Genomic DNA, 20,923 nt, shown 5'->3' with positions numbered 1-20,923 from the left:
GAAAACCAGGGCGATCGTGGCGTTGCACCCTAGGGTTGGGTTTGAACGCTCCCTCGAAGGTGCCGCTCTTCCAGCGCTGGGGGGGTGTCGCCCCAAAAAAACGGCGCCCCGCGCGCCAGATGGCCACGTCCTGCACGGGGCGGGCACCATTCTGGACCGACCTCTGAAGCCGGTTCGCTCATCCCGGCCGGGCAGGTTCCCGATTTTGCCTAAAATTGGGGGCTTCCTGGTGCGGGTCACCCGGTGATCAGGTAGCCGGAGCCTCGGACGGTCTGGATCAGCGGTGGGTCGCCGAGCTTTCGGCGCAGGCGGCCGATCACCACGTCGAGCACGTTCGACGCCGGGTCCGCCGCCTCGTCCCACGCGTAGTCGATCAGCTCCGGGCGCGACAGCGGCGCGCCGGGCGAGGTCATCATCCGCTCCAGGACCAGGAACTCCTTGCGCGTCAAGGTGAGCAGCACGCCGGCCCGGCGCACCTGGTGGTTGCCGCCGTCGAGCTCGACGTCCGCGCAGCGCAGCACCGCCGGCCGGCCCGCCGTGGTGCGCCGGCACAGGCCGCGCACCCTGGCCACCAGCTCCGCCATCGCGAAGGGCTTCACCAGGTAGTCGTCACCGAGGCGCAGGCCGTCGATCCGGTCGGCCAGGCTGTCCCGCGCGGTCAGGAAGAGCACCGGCACCGGCCAGCCTTCCGCGCGCTTGCCGCGCACGTAGTGCAGCGCGTCCCCGGCGGGCAGCATCCGGTCGAACACCGCGCAGTCGTAGGCGTTCACGAACAACGCCTCGTCGGCGGCGGGCAGGTCGGCCGCGACGTCCACCGCGAACCCGGCGCCGCGCAGGGCCCCGTCGAGCGCCACCCGCAAGTTGTCGTCGTCCTCGGTCACCAACACCCGCACAGGTGCACGCTAGCGCGCCGGCGCCGCCCGCATGCCGGCATTGGCGAGACCCGGACGGATCACCCCGCCTCGTCCATCAGCCAGCCCCGGTCGGCCGCCTTGACCCCGGCCTGGAACCTGCTGCGCGCGCCGAGCCGGTTCATGATGTCGGCCACCATCCGCCGGACGGTGCGGACCGAGATGCCCAGGCGGGCCGCCGCCGACTCGTCGGTGCTGCCCGAGCAGAGCAAGGTCAGCAGGTCGCGCTCCCGGCTCGTCAGCACCGAAACGTCGCCGGATTCCGGCAGATCGGCCGGGGTGAGCGGCACCGCGGACCGCCAGATCCGCTCGAACAGGCCAACGGTCGCGGTGACCACGCTGGGCAGCTGGAAGAACGCCGTGCTCCCGGCGTTCGAGCGGTCCGCGGGCAGCACCGCGGACGTCCCGTCGACCACCACCGCCTCCATCGGGACCTCGGCATCGGTCCGGACCTCCGCGCCGGCGAGCGCCAGGCCGGTCAGCGCGCCGGAAAGCCGCACCGCGTCGGGTGCCAGCACCCGGTACCGCACGCCGTGGCGCAGGTTCGCGCCCGACCGGCGCAGCGCACCGGTCGGCCAGGACTGCGCGCCGACGGCCATGACCAGCACCTCGCTGGTCGCCGAGGCCAGGAGCGCGTCCATCCTGGCGCGACCCGTCGCCGGACCGCTTCCCCCGACCAGGCTGAGCCGACCTGCTGACTGGGCTTTCATGACGGGCACCTCCGTTGAGCGGTGGGAATCGGATTGCGCGGCCGCATCCCGCTGCTCCCCCGAGCAGGGCTTCCCGGCGCGCCGCAACGAGTTCCGGCCCACGGCCGGTTCATGCCAGATCGGACCGATCGGCTGACCTGCGCCCGTCCTCGGGTTAGCGTTCAGGGGCGCGGCTCGCTTCGCGTCCCCCGGCTCGAGGAAGGTGCTCCGCGCGGTGTGCGCACCGGGCGGAGCGGGCGGCTGGAACTGCATGACACCGACTTTCCTCCGCACCACATGAGGTTTTGATGACACGGATCATGGTCGTCGAGGACGACGAGAACCTGCGCATCGCGGTCGCCGCGAAACTGCGCACGTCGAACGTCGACGTCGACGCCTGCGGGGACATCAAGACCGCGGATCCGGCCCTGCGCGAAAACCACTACGACTGCGTGGTGTTCGACCGGATGCTGCCGGACGGCGACGCCATCGACTACGTCCACGCCAGGCGGCGGGAGGGCTGGCACGCGCCGGTGCTGTTCCTCACCGCGCGCGACGCGCTCGCCGACCGGGTGGCGGGGTTCGAGCACGGGGGCGACGACTACCTGGTCAAACCGTTCGCCATGGCCGAGCTCGCCGAGCGGGTGGCCAACCTCTGCCGCCGGGCCGGTATCTTCCGGCCCACCGTGCTGAGCCACACCGACCTCGTGATGGACTGCGCGCGTCGCGAGGTGCGCCGGGCGGGCGCGCTGCTGACCTTGACGAACAAGGAGTTCGCCGTGCTCGAATACCTCCTCACCAGGGCGGGGCGAACGGTGGGACGGGCCGATCTGATCGAGCACTGCTGGGACGAGCAGACCGATCCGATGTCCAACGTGGTCGACGCGACGATCCGGAGGTTGCGCCGCAAGCTGCGCGAACCCGAGTTGATCCACGCGGTGCGCGGCGTCGGCTACCGGCTCGGCACGCCGTGAACCACTCCGCAGCGGACCGGCTGCGCAGGCTCCGCTGGACGCTCACCGCGCTGTTCACGGCGATGAACGCCATCGGGCTCGTGGTGCTCGCCTGGTTCGTGATCAGCGAGGACGGTAAGCGGGGCATCGAGCAGACCGATGCCGAGCTGCACCGGATCACCTCGTCGGTCAGCAGGCTCGTCGGCTTCGACGAGGCGATCCAGTTCAACCTCGTCAACGCCGACGTGCTCAACGGGGGCTGCCCGCAGTTCGCGATCCTGCCCGGCGGCGCACCCACCTTCCAGCCGCACCTGTCGGACCGGCAGTGCGTGCCGATGGACATCGGGGTGCTCAACGGGCTGGCGGCCGCGGCCGTCGGTACCGGCAGCCTGATCTCCGGCTACCAGGAGGGCACCGGCGGCGAGCCGGTCAGGGTGCGGGCCGAGCCGCTGATCAGCCGCGAAGGCACCTACATCGGCGCGGTGGTCGCGGTCGCCGACGCCCGCCCGGAGCAGCAGCGGCACACCGAGCTGGTGCTGGTGGTGATCGGCGGCTGCGCGGTGCTGATCGGCGGACTGGGGATTGCGAGCCACCTGTTGTCCGGACGCTCGATCCGGCCCGCGGCAGCGGCGTTGCAGCAGCAGGAGGTGCTGCTCGCCGAGACGGCGCACGACCTGCGGACGCCGGTGGCGGCGCTGCGCGCGCTCGCTGAAACCGCGCTCGACAACCCGACCCAGCGCGCCGATCTGCTGCCGCGCACCGTCCAGCTGGCGGCGCGGATGGGCAGCATCATCGACGACCTGCTGGCCCGGGCGCGGCTCGCGGCCGGGGTGGAGCAGCTGACCATCCAGCCGGTCTGGCTGGACCAGCTGGTGGTCGGCGTCGTCGAGGACACCCGGACCGACGGGGCGCAGGTGACCGTCACCGCGGCACCGACCAAAGTGGACGCCGATCCGGTGCTGGTGCAGCGGGCCATCGGAAACCTGCTGGACAACGCGATGCGGTACGGGCGGCAGCCGGGCGCGGACGCGATCGTGCACATCACCGTGGCCGGCGGCACCGTCACGGTGGCCGACCACGGCCCCGGCATCGACGCGGAGGCGGCGGCGGACGCCTTCGACCGGTTCAGCAGCACCGGCGGATCGTCCGGGCTGGGCCTGTCGATCGTGCGCTGGGTGGCCCAAGCCCACAACGGAACGCTGGCGGTCTACAACGCCGACGAGGGCGGCGCGATCTTCGAACTGCGCCTCCCGCTGAGCGCGTCCTGACCCGGCTGCGCGGTTTCAAGTGAAACCCGGCGTCGGGTGTCGGCGTACCCACAGTTTCAATTGAAACTGGTCCCCAGGGTTCGATGAACCGCAGGTTTCAATTGAAACTGGTCCTCGGGGTGTCTACGGGACGCAGGTTTCAATTGAAACTGCGGATCGTGATGTCGTGCCAGGGCGACGGGTTGAACTGGTCGAAGGGTTCGGCGTTTCGTCGCCGGGGTCGCGCGCACAGCGCCGGTGGCAGCAAGGTGTCATCCGGTCCTCGGCCGCCATCTCCGCGCCTACCGTTGGTCCGGATCCGGGCTGGAACGAGACTTCGGGGTGGGGCGTGACCTGGGAACTCAACATGCGACTCGAAGCGACCGACACCGAGGTGGTGAAGATCCAGTCGCTCCTGAGCGACACCAGCCGCACCTGGCTCCGGCTGCGGCCGGTGACCGTCAACAACGAGGAAGGCATCGGGCAGGGCAGGCTGGCGCAGGCGTTCCGGCCGACCTACGTCCCGGCGGCCGAGCAGGTCCGCACCCTCGCCGACGGCGTGCTCGACAAGCTGGAGATGACCACCCACGCGGGCCGGGTCGCCGTTCAGGCGTACCGGGAGGCCGAGATCGCCGCGAGCCAGACCATCGAGGGCGGAATTCCCGGCATCCGCTGAATCCGTCCACATGCGACACGGGGAAGTGCTGTGCCTGTTTCGGAACCCTCCGGGGAATTGTGGTCCAAGGTCAAGCCGCTCACCGAGTGGCCGGACACCAACGAGGACATGGTGGGCGCGATCTACTTCGCGCTGCTGGATTCCGCCGCGGCGTTCGCGGGTCTCAACGAGGCGGGTCTCGAGGCGGTCTGGGAGGCCTGGCAGGACCCGGCGGGCGGCCAGTTCGTCAGCGTGCTGACCTGGGAGATCAAGCTGGGCGTCGGCACCGCCGGTCAAATGGTGCAGCTCGGCGGGCTCGCCGGCGCGTTCGCCGCCGACGTCAAGAACGCGAAGCAGTACATCCAGAACATCATCGCGCTCAACACCGTCCCGTACGAGGCCGCCGGTGCCGTCCCGTTCATCGGCGACGACGCCCAGGAGCGGATCGTGAAGCAGGTCGCGTCGTGGATCAACAACCACCTCAACGGCCTGCTGGACGGGATCGCCAACCGCCGGAACGTGGACCACGGCGCGATCGTCGCGGAGCTCGGTGAGGGCCGGAACCTGCTGGAGAGGGGCCAGGACCTGCTGACGGACAACGCCGAACTCATCAACAAGGTGTCCGATGTGGTGGGTGACATCAGCACCACGCTCGGCCTGGCCTCAGACGTGGCCGGGGCCGTCCCGCATCCCATCACGGAGGGACTCAGCCAGGCGTTGGGGAAAGCGTCGCTGGGCACCGGCGTCGTGGCGCTGGGCGGCCACACGCTGGCGGACAAGGCCGGCGCCGATGTCGCCGAGGAGACGCTGAACTGGGACCGGCAGGCCGTCATCTACGGCGCGTCCGGCGTGCCGAACGGCACCACCTTCGTCGTTGGGCAGCAGATCGGGGCGGAGCTGGCCACCCCCGACGAAGGCCCGCCGACGTACTTCAACGACCTGGAGTCGTACTGGGTGCCGCGAAACCCCGTGCAGGGCGCGGTCAACGCAACGCCGCTGGGCATCCTCGTCCCGTTCGCCAACGCGGCCGGAGACGGGATCGCGGCGGACAACGAGAGCCAGGGCGCGCGCGACGAATCCAGGGCGCGAGACCGGGTGGGAGCGCGCTGATGGTGGCCGTCACGACGCCGGATTCCGTCCGGATCGAGTTGCCCGAGGGCTTCGAGTCGCTCCCGCTGCCGCCGGAGGCCGCCGAGCAAGGCGCGAGCATCCTCGGCAGGTTCACCGCCGGCGATCCGCCGGTCTCGCTGGCGCTGGCCGTCGGCGTCGCCCCGCTGCGCGCGATGCCGCTGCCCGCGGTGGCGATCGCGAGCAGCCTCGTCGTGCCCTACCGGCGGCGGCACCCGGCGGCCCAGGTCGGCGTCGCGATGCTGGCCAACGGGCCGGCGCTGGTGGCCCTGCACGCCGGGGAGTACCGCCTGCCGCCGGAGGTCACCGGGGCGCGGGAGGAGCTGTTCCTGCCGCGGATCAGGGCGGAAGTGCAAGTGCCGGACGGGAATCGGTTGGTCGTCGTCTCGGTCGCGGGTGCCGGGCAGGACGACTGGCCCACGGTCATCGCCGAGGCCACCCGCCTCGCCGGCAGTGTCGAAAAGGGACGGGGAACGCGTGCAGAACGGGACCGATGACCACGATCTCGGCGAGATGCGGGAGACCTACGAGCGCCTCGCCGACGGGATCCGGAAGTTCCGCGACGAGCTGACCGCCATGCGGGTCACCGCCGACTCCGCCGACGGCCTCGTCTCGGCGACGGTAAGCGGCCGCGGCGAACTCGTCGAGCTGCACATCGATCCGCGGGTCTTCCGCGCCCCCGATTCGCGGCGGTTGGCCGAGCAGATCATGGGGGCCATCCGGTTCGCGGCTGGTTGCGCGCGTCAGGACGTGTTCGAGCTCGCCAAGCCGTTCCTGCCCCCGGACGCCGAAATCGACCGCACCGACGTCGATTTCGACCCCGCGCTGCACCAGCTGGACCGCGCACTGGGGCGCACCCGCTGAGGCCGGTGGCCTGTTGCGGCCACGAGCAGCGATGCGGCCCGCACCGGGAAGACCATGGTGGAGATGAGACGACATCGAGTGCTGCTCGCCGCGGTGCTTGCCGCGACGGCGCTTCAGATCACCGGCGGCGCCGTCGCGGACGCCGCTCCCCCGCCCGGCGCCTGCCACGCCCCGGAGCCGGGCCGCCCGCAGGTGCGGGAGCAGCCGTGGGCCCAGCAGGTCCTCGCCTCGGAGCGCGCCTGGCCGCACAGCCGGGGCTCCGGGGTGCTGGTCGCGGTCGTCGACTCCGGCGTCGACGCCGACCACCCGCAGCTGCGCCGGCCGGGAAAGGTGTTGCCGGGTCGCGACTTCTACCTGACGGGCGCGCTGCCGGGCGCGTTCGACTGCGTCTCCCACGGCACCGGGGTGGCCGGGATCATCGCCGCCGACCAGGTGCCCGGCGTCGGATTCCACGGGGTCGCGCCGGACGCGGCGATCCTGCCGGTGCGGATCAGCGACCGGGACGTCGGCGATCGCGGCGAATCCCTGCGGATCGACCCGCAGGTGGTGGCGAACGGCATCCGCTACGCCGCGGACCAGGGCGCGAAGGTGATCAACCTGTCCCTGGCGGGGCTGGACGACTACCCCGCCATCCGGGGCGCGGTCGCGTACGCGGTGGCCAAGGACGTGCTGGTGGTGGCCGCGGCCGGCAACGCGCAGCGAGACGCGAGCGCCGGACTGCCGTCCTACCCGGCCGCGTACGACGGCGTGCTCGGCGTCGGCGCCGTGGACATCGACGGCGCCCGGATGGCCGGCTCGCAGATCGGCCGGTACGTGGACCTCGTCGCGCCCGGCGAGAAGGTGCTCGCCACGACCAGGGTGGACGGTCACAGCTACGTCGACGGCACCAGCTTCGCCGCGCCGTTCGTGGCCGGGACCGCGGCGCTGGTGCGCGCCGCCTGGCCCCGGCTCACCGCGCCCGAGGTCGCCCAGCGGCTGATGGCCACCGCCAGCCCGGCCCGCGGCGGCGCGACCGGCGACGGCTACGGGGCCGGACTGGTCGATCCGTACCGGGCGGTGACGGACGGGCTCGACCTCGACAGCCCGGCGGCGCTGCCCGCGCACGTCCCGCAGCCCCCGGATCAGGCGCGGCTCGACCGGATCGCGTGGGAGCAGGACACGGCGGACGCGGCGAAGTGGCTGACCATCGCCGCGGCCGGGGTGGTCGTGCTGGCCGCGGCGATGGCGGTGGTCCTGCCGCGCGGGCGACGGCGCCGCTGGCGGGCGGGCCGGGCGCGCTCGCTGCCCGCCGAACCCGCCGCCGTCGAACCACCGGAGCAGATCTTCCTCATCGCCGATCGCTGAGGATCGGCGCCCGAACTCGCTACGGCTTAGAGGTTGTTCAGGATGCGGCGTCAGCCGCATGCGGTGTGGGACTCAGCTCGCACCGCCGCGGGTTCACGGTGCCCACTCCTCTGGAGTTCCCCCGGCGAGGACAGCCGTGACGCCGTGTATTGGTCATACATAAGTCACGGCTCCCGCAGTCCAGGCGGACGCTGTAACTCCCGCAGGGGGGCCGCCACCCGCACCGCCACGCAAGCCATTCGGCTACCACTCCTTCGGGCATTCCTTCCACTGGAAGTGGTAGGTGGTGTCGATGTTGCCGTCCGTGGAGTCCATCGACATGAAGCTCGTCTTCGACGGGTCCGAGGTGCCGGCGTCCACCCGCAATTCGGTGTTGATGTTGAAATTGCGCTGTTCGCCGCACGGCTTGTAGACGATCGCGCCGATCTCGGTGGAGTCGGTCACCTGCCAGTTGTCGCTCAGGGGGCCGGCGAACGGCGTCTGGAAACGGCCCGTCTCCGACATTCCCTGGAAGTAGTAGCTCGCCTTCTCCAGCCCGGTCGCCCCCGGTTCGAGGTGGGCGAAACCGCGGTAGTCGGCGCTGGCGATGCCGTAGGTGAATCCCTGCGGAATGTTGACGATCAGGTTGAGCTGGCAGTTCTTGCGGAAATCGGTGGGATCCGCGCCCGGGCCCACCTTGGCCAGGTAGTCGCTGTAGCTCACGGTGAACGAGGTGTTGTCCGGGGACACCGCGATCGCGGCGGTTCCCGCCGGGCACCCCGATCCGTTGACCGTCGCGACATCGATGGTGATCTTGCCGGTGGGCGGCGGAACGTCATCGTGGTAGCCCGCTGGGGAGAACATGGTCAGAGCCGTCAAAGCGGCAGCAGAAAGAGCAGCGAACATGGCGAACGCCCTTCATGGAAAGCGAACAGACAAAACTTCACTGCTGTGAATGCGATGAGAGTAGCGGCGGGGCCGGTCGCGGCACGCCTCTGAACGGGCTAAAACCGCCAGGTCCCGAAAACTGTTAATGCGCGGGGAAATTGGGACTCGGTGCTTCCCGCTGCAAACACCTGATGCCCGGCGCGGTGTCGCGCCGGGCATCCGGTGATGACGAAATGCCTAGATGTTGGTGACGATGTTGATGCCTTGCCGCAGGGTCTGGTTGCCGATGTCGCCGACGTTGCCGTAGGCGTTGCCCTCCGCGTTCAGCCCCTCCTGCCAGTACCCGGTTTCCTTCTGGCGCAGCTGGTAGGACTGCGACATCTGCTGGTGGGCCTCGTCGAAGTGGTTGATGTTCATCGCTTGCTGGACCTGCCCGTCGAAGTAGTCTCCGATCTGGGCCGCCGTCTTCTGGGCATCGGACATCGCCATTTCCATCGCATCGCAGACGATCTTGAATTCGCCGCCGGTCGACATTCGCTACTCCCTTCAGGTCGGGTTGATGACGCTCGACGTGCCGTAGTCCGGCGCGGCGAGCACGCTCTGGGCGGTGTCCTGGCCGCCCTGGTACACGGACAGCAACTGGTTGTTGTTGTCGACCAGGAGCTGGTTGTGGTCCGCGACCTTCCGCCACTGGTCGTCGCGGTTCTGGCCGACCGAGAAGGCCGCGGCCTGCGGCGACCCCAGCAGTCCACCCTGGACCGTCTCGCTGTTGCGCTGGCTGTGGGCCACGCTCGCGCCGTTCTGGTCGCGCTGGCTGTTCTCCGTCAGGGAGACCAGGTGCTGCATCGCCCCGTAATCGATGTGGGCCTGGTTGGAAACCATCCACCCCTCCTCTGCTCGGCGTGCGGTTCCGGTGCCGAAGCTAGAGCGCGGAACCGGTCCCGCGCCCCGGCGCGGCACGTTCCTGCCATCACCCGCGCCCACCGCCGCCGATCGCGAACCATCACGGTCATGGCGACAGTCGTGGTGAAGAGGCCGGCCCGCAGACCGGCGCCGGAGATGCCCGCCGGCGAGCTGGTGCTGCAGGCGCCGCCGGAGATCCCGCCGCCGCCCGCCCGGCAGTGGACGCAGGTGTTCATGGTCCTGCCCATGGTGGCGATGACGGCGGGCATGATGCTGATGTTCTCCGGTTCGCTGGGCGGTTCCATCCGCTTCGTCATGTACGGGCTGATGGGCGTGGCGATGCTCGGCATGGTCGTCATGGGCTTCCTGCAGAGCGGCGGCCCGAGCAAGCGCGAGATGGGCCACGCCCGGCGCAAGTACCTGCGGCACCTCGCCCAGCACCGGCTGCGGTTCCGGCGGTCGGTGCGCGGGCAGCGCGCGGCGATGGAGTACCTGCACCCGGATCCCGCCTCGCTGTGGTCGGTGGCGGCGAGCTACCGGTTGTGGGAGCGGCGCAAGGACGACCCGGATTTCGGTGTCGCCCGGATCGGCTGCGGCACGCAGCGCCCGACGGTCACGCTGGTCGCCCCCGACACCAAGCCGCTGGAGGAACTCGAACCGCTGTCCGCGCTGGCGCTGCGCAGGTTCATCACCACGTATTCCACAGTGGACCGGTTGCCGGTCGCGATCGCGGTCAACGGCTTCAGCCGGATCTACCTGCGCGGCGACCGCACTGCGGCGCTGGGCATGCTGCGCGCGATGCTCGCGCAACTGGCCACCTCGCACTCGCCGGACGACCTGCGGATCGCGGTGTGCACGGGTGAGGAGCGCCGCCCGGACTGGGAGTGGGTCAAATGGCTGCCGCACGCGCTGCACCCGGAGCGCACCGACGCGGTCGGACCGGTTCGCCTGGTGGCTCAGGAGATTCCGGCGCTGGAATCGATGCTGGAGGAGGAGCTCGCCAAGCGGCCGCGCTTCGACCCCGAGGCCGGAGCTGGCATCCCGGGCCCGCACCTGGTGGTGGTGCTCGACGGCGGCTCGGTCGCCGGATCCGATCACCTGATGACCGGCGGCGGCGTGGAAGGCGTGACCGTGGTGGACCTGACCACCGCGCCGCCGCGGGCGCTGGACCGGAGCGCGGTCGTGCTGGACGTGGCCGCCGACGGCGAACTGAGCAGCGAGACGATGGACGGCGCCGCTCAGGTCGGCCGGGCGGATTCGCTCGGCGCGGCCGCAGCCGAAGGCCTGGCCCGGCAGCTGGCCCCGCTGCGGCTGACCGCCGGCGTGCGCGGCGAGGAGCCGATGACCAACGAGCTGGGCCTGGCCGACCTGCTGGAGCTGGGCGACCCGTACGAGCTCGACCCGGCCGAGACCTGGGCGCCGCGGCCGAACCGGGACCGGCTGCGGGTGAAGTTCGGCATCCGGGCCGACGGCGTTCCGATCGAGATCGACCTGAAGGAGTCGGCCCAGGACGGCATGGGCCCGCACGGCCTGCTGGTCGGCGCCACCGGCTCCGGCAAGTCGGAGCTGCTGCGCACCCTCGTGCTGGCGCTGGCCGTCACTCATCCGCCGAACTCGCTGAACTTCGCGCTGGTCGACTTCAAGGGCGGCGCCACCTTCGCCCGGCTGGACGCGTTGCCGCACACCAGCGCGGTGATCACCAACCTCGCCGAGGAACTGCACCTGGTCGACCGGATGACCGACGCGATCAACGGCGAGCTGATCCGCCGCCAGGAGCTGCTGCGCGCGGCGGGCGACTTCGCCTCCCTGCGCGACTACGAGAAAGCCCGCGCCGCCGGCGCCCCGCTGCCCGAGGTGCCGACGCTGCTGGTCATCTGCGACGAGTTCTCCGAACTGCTGTCCGCCAAACCGGAGTTCATCGACCTGTTCGTCCAGATCGGACGGGTCGGCCGCTCGCTCGGCGTGCACCTCCTGCTCGCCTCGCAGCGGCTGGACGAGGGCCGGCTGCGCGGCCTGGAAACCCACCTGTCCTACCGGATCGGGCTGCGCACCTTCTCCGAGATGGAGAGCCGGGCCGTGCTCGGCGTGCCCGACGCCTTCCGGCTGCCGAGGGCTCCTGGGCACGGATTCCTCAAGGTCGGCACCGAGCCGATGGACCGGTTCCGCTCCGCCTACGTCTCCGGCGTCTACCAGAGCGCCGCCGGAACCGGCGTGGCCGCTGCCTTCGGCGAACGGCTGGCGCTGCACGAGTACACGACCACGTACCTCGCCCCGGAGCCCACTCTCGACGACGTGCCGGAGGAGCCGGAAGCCGACGAGGACGCCGCCGTCGGCGAAACCCTGCTGGACGTCCTGGTGGACAGGCTGCAGGGCCGGGGCACGCCGGCGCACCAGGTGTGGCTGCCGCCGCTGTCCGACTCGCCATCGCTGGACGCCGTGCTGCCGCCGCTGACCGCCGACCCGGTGCGCGGGTTGACCGCCGCCCCGGCGGGCACGCTCCGCCCGGTGCTGGGCATCGTGGACCGGCCGCTGGAGCAGCGGCGCGACCCGCTGGAGCTCGACCTGTCCGGCGCCGCCGGGCACGTGCTGGTGCTCGGTGCCCCGCAGACCGGCAAGAGCACCGCGCTGCGCACCCTGATCGCCAGCCTCGCGCTCACCCACACACCGCGCGAAGCCCAGTTCTACTGCCTGGACTTCGGCGGCGGCACGCTCGGCTCGGTCGCCGGCCTGCCGCACGTCGCGGGCGTGTCGGGACGCCTGGACACCGGCGCGGTCCGGCGCACCGTCGCCGAGGTGGCGACGCTGCTCGCCCAGCGCGAGCGGATGTTCGCCGAGCACCAGATCGACGGCATCGCCACCTACCGCCGGCTGCGCGCCGAGGGCCGGTTCGCCGACCATCCGCACGGCGACGTCTTCCTGGTGATCGACGGCTGGCAGACGCTGCGCAACGACTTCAACGACCTGGAGGAGGTCGTCGGCGACATCGCGGCCCGCGGCCTGTCCTACGGCGTGCACGTGGTGGCGTCCTGCGCCCGCTCCTTCGAGCTGCGGATGAACGTCCGGGACCTGTTCGCCAGCAGGCTGGAGCTGAAGATCGGCGACCCGATCGACTCGATCGTCGACCGGCGCGCCGCGATGAGCGTGCCCGCCGGCTCGCCCGGGCGGGGCCTCGCGATGAGCGGGCACCAGATGCTGGTGGCGCTGCCCAGGATCGACGGGGTGAGCAGCGCAGGCGATCTGGCCGGCGGCATCGGCGCGCTGGTCGAGGCGGTCGGCGCGGCGTGGCCGGGCGAGCCCGCGCCGCCCGTGCGGCTGCTGCCGGGCGTGCTGCCCTACGCCGAGCTGCCCGCCACCGACGGGCTCACCGGGGACGAAGCGGGGCTCGCGGTCGGCATCCACGAGCGCGACCTCTCCCCGATGCGGCTGGACTTCAACGCCGACCCGCACTTCTTCCTGCTCGCCGACACCGAATCCGGCAAGACCACGTTCTTGCGGGTGCTGGCCCGGCGGATCTGCCAGGCGTACTCGCCGGGCGAGGCGCGGATCGTGCTCGTCGACCACCGCCGCGGCCTGCTCGGCGAGATCGGCGACGAGCACCTGCTCGGCACCGGCACCAACGACGCGCACAGCCGCGGCCTGCTGGCCGAGGTGGCCGCCGAGCTGACCAAGCGGCTGCCGGGGCAGGACATCACGCCGGAACAGCTGCGAGCCCGGAACTGGTGGCAGGGACCGGAGATCTTCGTGCTCGTCGACGACTACGACATGGTGGCCACGCACCAGGAACACCCGCTGATGTCGCTGCTGCCGCTGGCTGCGCAGGGCGCCGACATCGGCCTGCACGTCGTGCTGGCCCGCCGCACCGGCGGGGCCGGGCGAGGGCTGTTCGAGCCGTTCCTGGCCCGGCTGCGGGAGGTCGGCGCTCCCGGCCTGATGATGTCCGGCGACCGGGACGAGGGCCCGCTGCTGGGCGGCATGCGCGCCCAGGTGCTGCCGCCGGGCCGCGGCTGGCTGGTCGACCGCCGCGGGCAGAAGGACCGGGTCCAGATCGCCTGGCTCCCGCCGGGCGCGTAGCCGGAATGGCCGGTTGCTGTCGCGGCCCCCACCGCGACCGGCCGTCGTGCTTCGCTGAGCAGGGGGCAGGCGATGCGCGAAAACCCGTGGCAATCCAGCGGAAGCCGACCCGGACCGCACATGCGCGACACCGCGCCGGACATCGAGGAGGGGCGTATGCCCGCAGCAGAGGTCAACGGCAACACCGAGGCGATGAGCGCGTTCTCCAGCCGGCTCACCGCTCCCCCGATGCCGCCGTCGCTCACGCGGCTGGGGACGCCGCCGAACCTGTCCGGCCTGTTCGAGGGGATCGCGATGTCCGTGCTGGACAAGGCCGCCACGGCGGCCATGGCCACGTACCTGACGAAGGTGACCGAGGACCTGGTGACCGACTCCGCGAAGGTCAAGGCGGCCGCGGCGACCTACAGCGCCGCCGACGTGACCAGCGCGCTCACGCTGACCGCCTCGGCCCTGAAGCTCGCGAACAAGGGGCTCGGCCTGCTGAAGCAGGCGGGCGGGACGTTCGGCCGGCAATCCGCCGCGAAGCCGGGTGACGAGCCCGGAACCGCCTCCCCGACCAGCGCCGCCTGAGGAGGGCATCCATGGCAATCCCCTACAACCTGCTGCCCATCGAGGCGCACATGGCGATGATCACCGCCGAGCAGGCCAACGTCGCCGTCCTCACCGACGCGGCGCGGATGTGGACCGAGGTCCGCGCCTGGATCGAAGAGGCCAGGGTGGAGCTGCACACCCGCGCGGGTGAGCTCGCTCCACATTGGAAGGACGACGCCGGGCGGGCGCACGAGGAGAAGGTCCAGCGGTCGCTGGCCGAGCTGACCATGTGGGCCGACCGGATCGACGCGGCCCAGCCGGTCGAGACGCTGACCACGCTGGCCGGGGCGATCCCGGAGACCCTCGGGACCGTGACCGGCCTCTACGAGTCCTACGTGCTCGCCATGTCCAACCCGCTCACCATGGGGATGGCCCCGGCGTTCCAGCAGGCGGCCGGCGCGCGGATGTCGGCCCTGGGCGCCCAGTTCGACATGTCGATGCTCAAGGTGGTCGCGGCCTCCGGGCTCCAGTCGCCGGGCGACGTGCTGCCCGCGCCGAAGGGCGGCATGCCCGTTGTCGAAGGCTCCCCAGGCGAATTCCTCAAGGCGGCGAACGCCGGGATGGACGTCCTGTCGGAACTGCAGAACCTGGCCTCGTCGATGACCGACGGCGCGACCGCACCGGACCTCTCCGGCGCGACCGGGCCGTCGCTGGCCGGGGCGACGCCCGTGACCGGCCCGGTCCCGAACGCGCACCTCGGTGCCGGGCTGCCGTCGGCGTCCGGCCCGCCGGTGCCGTCGGGTGGGCTCGGCTGGGCGGGCGCGGCGGGCGGAGCGGGCATGATGCCGCTGGCGAAGCCGGTAGCGGGCAAGCGGGCGCCCAGCCTGGCCGCCGAGGTGAAGCCGGGAACCGCCGCCGCGGCCGGGACGAGACCGGTCGCGGGCGCTATGCCGCCGCCGATGATCCCGCCGTCCGCCGGCCAGGGCGCGGCGGGCACGCTGCGTCCGGGCAGCGCCGAGCAGTCCGCCGGCCGGACCGAGAGCAAGCGCAAACCGACCGGAACCGACGGTGTGCCGGAAAGCCTGCGCGGCCGCTCCGGCGGCGACGCCGCCTTCCACCGGACGAGCGGCCAACGCACCCACGAAGCAGGCCCGTCCCGGCTCCCCGACGACGAGCTGTGGCAGGCGAATTCGACCCCAACACGCAGATGACCGGTTCGTAGCAAGGAATTCCGGCACCTGTCGTGTGGGACTGGCACCGCCTGCCGGCGCGCGGGCGCCCGCGGCCAGATCGCAGGCACCCGCGCACCCCCACCGACCACACCGGACATGGCACCTACCGCAAGTTCCATTGAGGTTTTTCCAACCTCGTTTTGCGTGGCGGTGCGGGTAGCGGAACCTCAGAGGCTCCCTGGACTGTGGATACCCCTCCTGATGTATGCCCAACACACGGCGGAGGGGCCGTCCTCGCCGGGAGACCCCGGAGGGGTGGACACAGTGAACCCGCGGCGGTGCACGTGGCGTAGGTGGGCTATGCGCCTACGGCGCATGCGACACCCCACCGACGTGCGGCTTTGCGACCCGCGGCTGCGGGCCGACCAGGATGAAAAACGCTCATTGGAACCGGATCTCCAGTTTCAATTGAAACTGGGGATCTTCGGCGTGTCACACCACGGCACGCCGACGCCTGTGGACAACTCCCGCAATTTCAATGGAAATCGAAGGTCCGATTTCCATTGAAATTGCGGGAGGACCCGGGAGGCCGATCCGGGGTGGCAGGACCCAAGGTGAGCAGGACCCGGGGCGGTGGCCCGGGTGGGGTGTCAGTCGAGGTGGTCGCTCTTGCCCGGCTCCACCTCGATGTCAGGCTGAATCCGGTGCTGCGTGCCGCAGCGCGGTCCACGTCAGCATCGAAAGCAGGGCCACGGCCGCGCGAGCGCCCCAGAACGGGGTGAGCAGGCCGAAACCGATGGCGGACAGACCGAGGTGCTCGCGCGCGTACAAGACCCTCCGCCGCACAGACGATCCGCGCCAGCACTGCGCCGGTCGGCGTTCCCGCTGACCGGCGCAGTTCACTTCCCGCTTCGGCAGGGCGTCATCCGGCCGGGGCCTGCCGCATGGCGGCGTTGGGGTCCAGGGCGGGGCCTTCCGGTAGGCGGGCCACCAGGCCCGCGGGCAGCCGCACCGGGCGGGCCGAGCCGTAGCCGAGCATCCGCAGCACCTCCGGTGCCGCCACCGGGTAGCGGCGTCCCATGTCCGTCACCACGGTCAGCGTGCCCGCCGGGGCCTGCTCCGACGGCATCGCCTCGACCACGGCCGCCCATCCCGGCGGCACGTGCACCCGGTCGGCCAGCGGCGTCCCATGCACGCTCCGGCGCGTGGTCGCCGTCATCGGATCAGCCGGCGGCAGCACCGGATCGACCACCAGCAGGGGCACCGCCCCGCCCTGGCCGAAGGTGGCGCACACCGTGGCCTCCCGGTCCCGCAGCCGAGCGACCGCCGGTCGCGTGGCGGGCGCCGAGCCCGCGGCCGCCACGGCCGGGTCGAGCCGCCGTGCCGTGGCCGCCAGCGACGGCGCCAGCTGAACCGCCTTCGGTTCGCCACCGGGATAGGCGGCGAGCATCGTCTGCGCGTCCGCGAGCTGGATGTCGTGCTGCAGCTGGGTGATCGGGCGCAGCGCGTCCCGCTCCGCCAGGTAGTACTGCTGCCCGCCGCCCGAGGTCTGCACCACCAGCAGCATCCCGACCCGGATGTCGGCCCGCCCCGGCACCGCTGCGGACGGTTCTCCGGCCTGCGCCACCGCGAGCGGCTCGATCGGAGCGCCTTCCGGCAGCACGTCCAGCCATGCCCGCCCGACCCTCGCCCACGGCTCGGACGTCAGCGCGAGACCGGTGCCGACGACCGCGTCGTAGGCGTTGATCTGGTGCCTCCTGCCGCGCCAGATCAGGTAGCGCTCCCCCGTCGGCGCGAGCTCGACCAGCAGCGCCTGGTCGTCCAGCCCGGCGCCACCGGCCGGTTCGGCACCGGCCAGCAGCACCGACTCCTCGATCCTGCTGCCCGCCACGTCGCTGGCCGGCGCCGAGCACAGCGACCAGGAGCCGGTCAGCAGCCGGTCCGGGCCCGGCAGCGCATCGGGCGCGCCCGGGATGCCGATGCGGGGCCCGCGGGGCACGTCGGCGAGGGAATTCCGGGAAACCTGCTGCGTGGCGCGGTGATCGCCGAGGAGCAGCAGCGCTGACGCGTAGTTGGCGACCGGGTACAGCCGGTCGTTCAGGTAGACGTACCGGGTGCCGGTCTCCTTCTCCACGATCACCGCGGCGTCCTTGCGCCAGGCGTTGTTGCCACCCGGCACGATCATCCCGTACACGCCGACGCAGGCCAGCGAGACGATGGCCAGGGCGATGCTCGCGAGGACCGCGCCCGTCGGCCTGCGGAACGGCGGCTGCTCCGGATCGGTTTCCCTGGTGACCAGGGCGGAAATCGCCCGCTGGACGAGGAACTGGTACGCCTGCAGCTGGTCTCGCTTCGACGCCATGCGCTCAGCCCCCCAGCCCGCGGACGTAGCCGTACAGGCCGAGCACGGCGCACACCACCGGGACGATGGCGACCATCACCAGGATCTCGGAGTACTCGGCGAACCGGCCCAGGTAGGGGTTCGCGGCGCGGGTGCTCAGCAGGATGCCGGCCGCGATCACCGCGGCGGCCACGACCAGCAGCAGCGGCCCGGCGAACGCCAGCCCCGCCGCCGTCACGCCCGGTCCGACCACCAGGCAGCCGGCGCCGAACATCCCGGTGACCAGCAACGGCACCCGCTGCCGCAGGATCGGGTAAAGCCGCGCTCGCAGCAGGAATCCGACGGCGAGCACCGCCGCCATCACCACCGAGCTCGTATCGGCGCTGCCGGCCAGCGCCACCAGGCAGCACATCGCCACGGCCGACGCCCCGGTCAGCATCCCGGTGAGCAGCCCGTCGGCCCTGGCCACCGCGGCGTGGACCAGTTCGAGGGGTGGCGGCGGATCGTCGCGCACCAGATCCGCCGTCGATCGCGGCAGCACCGGCATCGGCACCCTGCCGAGCCGCAACGCCAGCGGAGCGAACACTGTGGACAGTGCCAGCAGTCCGCCGCCGACCACGGCCGCGACCTGGTAGCCCGCCAACCCGTCGATCGTGCCGAGCCAGCCGGCGAGCACTCCGAGCAGACCGACGGTGACCGCCCCGGCGAACAGGGCCTGGGCCGCGGTCACGCCGAGGTAGCCCACCAGGCCCGCCAGCAGCAGCGACGCACCGGCGAGCATCAGGTGGCCCGCCGACAGCTCGCTCACCGGATTCCGCCCGGCCAGCAGCAATCCCCCACCTGCGAAGGCGAACGGCAGCGCGACCCCCGCCAGCACGGCCCCGGCGTCGGCATCACCGAGTGCGCGGGCCAGCGCCACGCCCGCCGCGAGCAGCAACACCGCCGTGCCCAACGCCCACAACGCGGGCGATGTCCACGGCGGGCCCGCGCGCAACACCACGACCAGGCCCAGCAGCACCGCCGCCGCACCGGCCGCCAGTCCGGCCAACCGGGTGTGCCGCGGCCCCCACGCCCGGCCGGTGTGTCCGGAGCCGGTGGCGATCGCGTCCACCAGGTCGTCGTACTCCAGCTCCGGCCAGCTGATCCGGTGCGGCGCCAGGTGCAGCACCTCCCCGTCCCGCACCCGGTGCGAGCCCAGCGTCCGGTCCAGGTCGAACGCCGTTCCGTCGACCCTCCGCAGCTGCCAGCCGCCGCCGGTGACGCCGTCGTCGGCCAGGCCTTCGCCCGCGCGCGCGAGCAGGCCGGGGAGGAGCTCGGCGACGGCCGCGTGCTCGGGCAACGCCATGTCGATTCGCCGCCGTGGAGCGGCGATGGTCACTCTGACCAGGCCGGTAGTCTGCATGGTCGAAAGCTTCGGCCCCGGCGGGCGATCGTGGGTGGCGAAGGCAGGAACCTGCCGCGTTGCGCGACTTTCGCCGCAGACCGGCCGCACTCCTGGAGAATGGGCGCATGAGCATCGAGAGCAGCGGCGCGGTGGGCGACCTGAGGCTGCTCGCCGAAGGTCCGACCGCCAAGGTCTACGCGGGCCGGCTGGTCGATGACGGCCGCGCGGTCGCGATCAAGATGTTCGCCGAAGGTTTCGACGCCGACACGACGGCGTGGCTGGACCGCGAGCGCAAGGCGCTCGACGCCCTGCGGGAGGTGCGGCCGATCCTGCCCGTCGACGCCGTGATCAAGCACCGCGACGGGCGCTCCGGCGTGCGGATGGAGCTGTGCCGGGGCTCGGTGGCCGGGTTGTTCGACTCCGGCGTCGCGCTGTCGCTGCGCGACGTGCTCGCCATCGGGTCGGCGATCGCCACCGCGCTCGCCGCGGCGCACCGGGCGGGCATCCTGCACGGCGGCGTGACGCCGCACAACGTGCTGTACCGCCGGTCCGGTGAGTTCGTCCTCGCCGACTTCGGATTGGCGCTGCGCCGCCGGTTTCCGCGCGACCCGATGCACGCGGTGGCCTACACCGCCCCCGAAACGCTGCGCGAGGACACCATTTCCGCGGCATCCGACCTGTACGGGCTGGGCGCGATCCTGCACACCGCGTTGACGGGCGCGCCGCCGTTCCCGCACCGCACCGGGCAGCAGCCCGGCGAGCGGATCCTTCAGGTGCTGCGGGAACCGGTGCCGCCGATCCGGGCCTCCGGGGTGCCGGCCGAACTGTCCGATGTGGTCGGTCGGCTGCTGGCGAAGGACCCGGCGGACCGGCCGCAGGACGCCGCGATGCTGATGGCGCTGTTCGCCAAGATCCAGCGAGCGACGGGCGGCGGCGCGATCGAACCCGGCAACGACTCCGGCGAGGCCGACGACGAGGAAGACGAACCCGCCGCCGAGTTCGACGACTTCGCCGGGGTCGGACAGCACCACCCGCCTACCGCCGGACACGTCCCACCGGTGGCCACCGGACAAGTCCCGCAGGTAGCCGACGGGCACGCTCCACCGTCGTTCTCCGGGCACGCCCCACAGGTAGCCGCCGGACACGCTCCGCCGGTGGTCGAACCGGTGACACCGGGCCGCACCCTCGTGCACACCTTCGGCGGCGAGTCGAAACCCGGCAAGCGCCAGCACAATCGGCGTCGCACCGGCGTCCTGGTCGGCGCCGGCGTGGTCGTCCTGGGCCTGACGGCCGTGCCGCTGGTCATCGGGTCGGGCGAACCGGCGACGCAGGCCGAATCCGCGGCCACCGCGATCGCCGCTCCCCCGCCGCAGCAGCCGGCCGACCCGAAGCCGGACGTGAACCTCGAAGTGGCCCCACCGGAGGACCGGGGCGACCAGGTCCAGCTGACCTGGCGAGCCGACGGCGACCTCGACTTCGCGGTGGTGGTGGCGGGCGAGCGGATCGACACGATGGTCCTGGTCGCCAACCGGGACCGCACCAAGGTGGTTCCGGTGGACCCGGCCAGGAGGTACTGCTTCCAAGTGAGGGCCACGGACGGAAAGCACATCTACACCAGCGACCCGATCCCAATCCGAGGCACCCGCTGCAACCTCTGAAGGGTTCACCCTGACTATCCGGGGCCGCGCGTACCTTGTGCCGTCTGGACTTTAACGGTTCGGGTTTCCGCTGGCCACGGGGCCGGGGGGGGTTTTTTTTTTTTTTTTCCCCCCCACCAACCCCCCCCCCAAAAAACAACAAACACCACACTCCACAGACAAAAAAACACACACCCCACCACCACCCCCCAGACCCGCACCTCTC

The 20,923-nt window shown here is 71.8% G+C and carries 19 protein-coding genes; 11 read left to right on the top strand and 8 right to left on the bottom strand.

Annotated elements, in window-relative coordinates; genetic code table 11:
- Positions 1–236: 236 nt before the first annotated feature.
- Positions 237–893 (bottom strand): winged helix-turn-helix domain-containing protein, encoded by a 657-nt coding sequence (locus tag AC07EQ_RS36135; RefSeq protein ID WP_478392305.1) that lies wholly within the window; start codon positions 891–893, stop codon positions 237–239.
- A 59-nt stretch (positions 894–952) separates the two neighbouring features.
- Entirely contained in the window at positions 953–1,621 is a 669-nt protein-coding gene (locus AC07EQ_RS36130; protein WP_478392304.1) for a helix-turn-helix transcriptional regulator, read from the bottom strand.
- Between the two features lie 287 nt (positions 1,622–1,908).
- Between AC07EQ_RS36130 and AC07EQ_RS36125 the strand changes: the two genes are divergently transcribed.
- The 7 genes from AC07EQ_RS36125 to mycP all read left to right on the top strand — a co-directional run bounded on the left by AC07EQ_RS36125 (position 1,909) and on the right by mycP (position 7,791).
- Positions 1,909–2,574 (top strand): response regulator transcription factor, encoded by a 666-nt coding sequence (locus tag AC07EQ_RS36125; protein WP_478392303.1) that lies wholly within the window; start codon positions 1,909–1,911, stop codon positions 2,572–2,574.
- Positions 2,571–3,821, top strand: coding sequence for a sensor histidine kinase (locus AC07EQ_RS36120; RefSeq protein ID WP_478392302.1), 1,251 nt, complete (start codon positions 2,571–2,573; stop codon positions 3,819–3,821). Before AC07EQ_RS36125 ends, AC07EQ_RS36120 begins: the two co-directional genes overlap by 4 nt.
- Before the next feature lie 346 nt (positions 3,822–4,167).
- Positions 4,168–4,476 (top strand): hypothetical protein, encoded by a 309-nt coding sequence (locus tag AC07EQ_RS36115; RefSeq protein WP_478392301.1) that lies wholly within the window; start codon positions 4,168–4,170, stop codon positions 4,474–4,476.
- 30 nt (positions 4,477–4,506) lie between these two features.
- Positions 4,507–5,565 carry a WXG100-like domain-containing protein gene (locus AC07EQ_RS36110; protein WP_478392300.1) on the top strand — a complete coding sequence of 353 codons (1,059 nt, stop codon included), beginning with the start codon at positions 4,507–4,509 and terminating at the stop codon, positions 5,563–5,565.
- Positions 5,565–6,080: a hypothetical protein gene (locus AC07EQ_RS36105; RefSeq protein WP_478392299.1), complete on the top strand. Its 516-nt coding sequence runs from the start codon at positions 5,565–5,567 to the stop codon at positions 6,078–6,080. The genes AC07EQ_RS36110 and AC07EQ_RS36105 overlap by 1 nt, the downstream gene beginning before the upstream one ends.
- Positions 6,061–6,447, top strand: a complete 387-nt coding sequence (locus tag AC07EQ_RS36100) for a YbaB/EbfC family nucleoid-associated protein (protein ID WP_478392298.1) — start codon at positions 6,061–6,063, stop codon at positions 6,445–6,447. Before AC07EQ_RS36105 ends, AC07EQ_RS36100 begins: the two co-directional genes overlap by 20 nt.
- Before the next feature lie 63 nt (positions 6,448–6,510).
- Positions 6,511–7,791, top strand: a complete 1,281-nt coding sequence (mycP, locus tag AC07EQ_RS36095) for a type VII secretion-associated serine protease mycosin (protein WP_478392297.1) — start codon at positions 6,511–6,513, stop codon at positions 7,789–7,791.
- Positions 7,792–8,034: 243 nt separating this feature from the next.
- Here the strand turns inward: mycP and AC07EQ_RS36090 are convergent, their stop codons facing one another.
- The 3 genes from AC07EQ_RS36090 to AC07EQ_RS36080 form a co-directional block, all read right to left on the bottom strand.
- Positions 8,035–8,676 carry a DUF4360 domain-containing protein gene (locus tag AC07EQ_RS36090; RefSeq protein ID WP_478392296.1) on the bottom strand — a complete coding sequence of 214 codons (642 nt, stop codon included), beginning with the start codon at positions 8,674–8,676 and terminating at the stop codon, positions 8,035–8,037.
- A gap of 219 nt (positions 8,677–8,895) precedes the next feature.
- Entirely contained in the window at positions 8,896–9,192 is a 297-nt protein-coding gene (locus AC07EQ_RS36085) for a hypothetical protein (protein WP_478392295.1), read from the bottom strand.
- 12 nt (positions 9,193–9,204) lie between these two features.
- Positions 9,205–9,540: a hypothetical protein gene (locus AC07EQ_RS36080; protein ID WP_478392294.1), complete on the bottom strand. Its 336-nt coding sequence runs from the start codon at positions 9,538–9,540 to the stop codon at positions 9,205–9,207.
- A 129-nt stretch (positions 9,541–9,669) separates the two neighbouring features.
- Between AC07EQ_RS36080 and eccCa the strand changes: the two genes are divergently transcribed.
- The 3 genes from eccCa (at position 9,670) to AC07EQ_RS36065 (ending at position 15,374) form a co-directional block, all read left to right on the top strand.
- The gene (gene eccCa, locus AC07EQ_RS36075; RefSeq protein WP_478392293.1) at positions 9,670–13,632 is read left to right on the top strand and encodes a type VII secretion protein EccCa; all 3,963 of its coding nucleotides are present in this window, start codon (positions 9,670–9,672) and stop codon (positions 13,630–13,632) included.
- Positions 13,633–13,788: 156 nt separating this feature from the next.
- Entirely contained in the window at positions 13,789–14,202 is a 414-nt protein-coding gene (locus AC07EQ_RS36070; RefSeq protein WP_358566545.1) for a hypothetical protein, read from the top strand.
- Positions 14,203–14,213: 11 nt separating this feature from the next.
- A complete protein-coding gene (locus AC07EQ_RS36065) occupies positions 14,214–15,374 on the top strand; it encodes a hypothetical protein (RefSeq protein WP_478392292.1) in 1,161 nt (386 codons plus the stop codon).
- Between the two features lie 651 nt (positions 15,375–16,025).
- Here AC07EQ_RS36065 and AC07EQ_RS36060 read toward each other — a convergent pair.
- From AC07EQ_RS36060 to eccD, 3 genes are all read right to left on the bottom strand, one after another.
- The gene (locus tag AC07EQ_RS36060; RefSeq protein WP_478392291.1) at positions 16,026–16,166 is read right to left on the bottom strand and encodes a hypothetical protein; all 141 of its coding nucleotides are present in this window, start codon (positions 16,164–16,166) and stop codon (positions 16,026–16,028) included.
- A gap of 91 nt (positions 16,167–16,257) precedes the next feature.
- A complete protein-coding gene (gene eccB, locus AC07EQ_RS36055; protein WP_478392290.1) occupies positions 16,258–17,697 on the bottom strand; it encodes a type VII secretion protein EccB in 1,440 nt (479 codons plus the stop codon).
- Positions 17,698–17,701: 4 nt separating this feature from the next.
- Positions 17,702–19,078, bottom strand: coding sequence for a type VII secretion integral membrane protein EccD (eccD, locus tag AC07EQ_RS36050; RefSeq protein WP_478392289.1), 1,377 nt, complete (start codon positions 19,076–19,078; stop codon positions 17,702–17,704).
- Positions 19,079–19,185: 107 nt separating this feature from the next.
- Between eccD and AC07EQ_RS36045 the strand changes: the two genes are divergently transcribed.
- A complete protein-coding gene (locus AC07EQ_RS36045; RefSeq protein ID WP_478392288.1) occupies positions 19,186–20,718 on the top strand; it encodes a serine/threonine protein kinase in 1,533 nt (510 codons plus the stop codon).
- Positions 20,719–20,923 lie beyond the last annotated feature (205 nt).

Source organism: Saccharopolyspora sp. NPDC045839 (assembly GCF_056431645.1).
The sequence above is the reverse complement of the archived record's forward strand: the minus strand, read 5'-3'. Positions and strand labels throughout refer to the sequence as shown.